Annotated in this window: 1 protein-coding gene; it reads left to right on the top strand. The window is 53.5% G+C overall.

All coding sequences use genetic code 11. The features are described 5' to 3' along the window. The first annotated feature begins 108 nt into the window (after positions 1-108). Complete coding sequence (locus HMPREF3052_RS10260; protein ID WP_070749741.1) at positions 109-2,172, top strand: hypothetical protein; 2,064 nt, start codon at positions 109-111, stop codon at positions 2,170-2,172. Positions 2,173-2,407 lie beyond the last annotated feature (235 nt).

Here is a 2,407-nt window from a genome sequence, read left to right as displayed (position 1 = left end):
TGTGGAATTTAGGGCTAATCTACGTCAGCCTCTTTCAGATTTTACGACAGCCTTCCCGTCTTGCTATACTAGCAACATTTATATGCGTATTTTACGAAAAGGAAAATCATGTCTATAAAAAACCCTCACCGCCTTCTCACCCTTGCCGCGCTGCTGGCCGCACTGCCCGCCGCCGCCGCGCCGGACAACATTATCGACCTCGGCACGCTGCAAAACAACAATGAAGGTCGTTCTAGTGCTGGTAACATCAACCAGAACGGTTCGATTATTGTCGGTAAGGCATTCAATGGCACTGACGAACAGGCTGCCGTCTGGCAGGGCGGCGGTTTCAACCGCTGGCAGAACAAAATCAACCTCGGCACATTAAGGAGCGATAATTCGGGCACATCCCAAGCTTCTCAAATTAGTGGCGACGGAACGGTCATTGGTGGACGAGCACAGAACGATACCGACACTTCTGCCAACCAATACCACGCCGTCATTTGGTATGGCAACGGCTGGCAGAACAAAACTGCGCTCAGCGAACCGGCCAATGCAACAAGATCAGATGTTTGGGGCATCAGCAGAAATGGTAAGGTAGTTGTCGGCTATTCGGTCCATAGCAGTGGTATGCAGATTGCCAATGTTTGGAGCGGCCCGAATCACAGTATCCGCACCGACCTTGATAGTCTGACCAGTGTACCATCGGGAAGAATAGCATATGCTGTTAGCGACAATGGCGCAGTAGTTGGAGGTGTTACGCAACAGGATGGTTTTCCTGGAGTTTTTCGTGCCGTAGTTTGGCATGGAAACAACTGGCAGGACAAAACTCCACTCGGCACACTGAAACGCGACAACACCGGTATATCCTATGCTTACGCTCTCAATGGCGATGGCTCGATAGCTGCAGGCTGGGCACAAAGCGATACCAGTACCCGGCGCGCCACCATCTGGTCAGGTACGAACTGGGCAGACAAGGCCGACCTTGGCACACTGAAATCCGATAATTCCGGCATTTCGCAGCTGACAGGTCTCAGTACAGACGGGCATACGGCCACCGGTTATGCGCAGGACGACAATGGTAATACCCGCGCCACTGTCTGGAAAAGCAGCAACTGGAGCGACAACAGCCTGCTGCAAAAACAAGACCTTGGTACATTGAAATCCGACAATTCGGGTAATGCGATAGCTCAGGTCATCAGTGGCGACGGCCGTATTGTGGCAGGATCTTCTGACAGCGATAGCGGCTATCGGCGCGCCGTAGTCTGGTTTATCGGGCGCGGCCGCGCGGTGGATATCGACAACACGCACCGCAGTATCTCCACCCTCTCCGCCGATACCTTCTCCCTGCTCGCCGCACGCGGTAATGCTGTGAAAAGCCTGCTTGACGGCTGCCGTGCCGAAAAAGGCCAATATTGCTATACCGCCGGCTACGGCTACCACAACACTACCCACGATACCCGCAGCCATGCCGCCGAATTCAGCCTCGGCTACGGTTTTACCGACAACTTTGATGCGGGATTCAGCCTTTCCGTCCCCGCCGCGCACGGCCGCAGCGGCAGCTACCGCTTGAAAACCGGCATGGGGTTGGGTCTTTCCGCCCGCCTCCGCAGCACGGATGGTCGCTGGTATGTTACGCCTGCCGTTGCTTTCGATTCGTACAAAGCAAACGTTCATCGTCCGCATTTCAATGGCACAGAAGAAACGAATAACGGTGCGCGTGTCAAAGGGCGTGCATACAGCCTGACCTTCGGTCAAAATTTTGGCACACTGGAAAGTAAATCCTTCGGCTGGTATGCAGCCCTGCGCCGCACCGAAGCCAAACGCACGGCCTATCAGGAAGCTGAAAGTCTCTCCTTCCCGTTTGCCTACGGCGAAGCACGCCTGAAAGATACCGCATTGGCCGTTGGTACGGAAGGCAGCCTGCAACTGACAGACAAACTCGCCTTGCAGGGCGGTCTTGAAGTGGAACAGCGGCTCGGCGGAAGCGAAACCCGCTTTACCGCATCTGCCAACCACTTGGGTGATTATGCCGAAGCACATAAACCAACTGGTTTTCGCCCCAATATCCGAACTGCATTGACTTATGCCTTCTCTCCAGAGGCCAAACTCTCCCTGGGCGGTTATTTGGGACGCAGTGCCTTTACAGGAACGGACAAGGGCGTATATTTGAAACTGCACGGCAAGTTCTGATTTTGAATTATCCCAATGTGGTGTGAAAGGCCGTTTAAAAACCGTTATATGGTTTTCGGGCGGTTTTCCTAATGGCCTCTTTCAGGTATTAGGGGCAGTCTGCTTGCTCCAGACCAGATTGCTTGAGCTGCAGCCGTCCCTATGAACGAAAGAAACGGCAGGAAAGCAGGGTTGTTCTTACTATTTTAAGGTGTAGGAAACCGTCGCGTTGTTTACACCACAGGTTGAGAAAAAT

Source organism: Neisseria sp. HMSC056A03, from assembly GCF_001815685.1.
Taxonomy (GTDB): domain Bacteria; phylum Pseudomonadota; class Gammaproteobacteria; order Burkholderiales; family Neisseriaceae; genus Neisseria; species Neisseria subflava.
The sequence above is the reverse complement of the archived record's forward strand: the minus strand, read 5'-3'. Positions and strand labels throughout refer to the sequence as shown.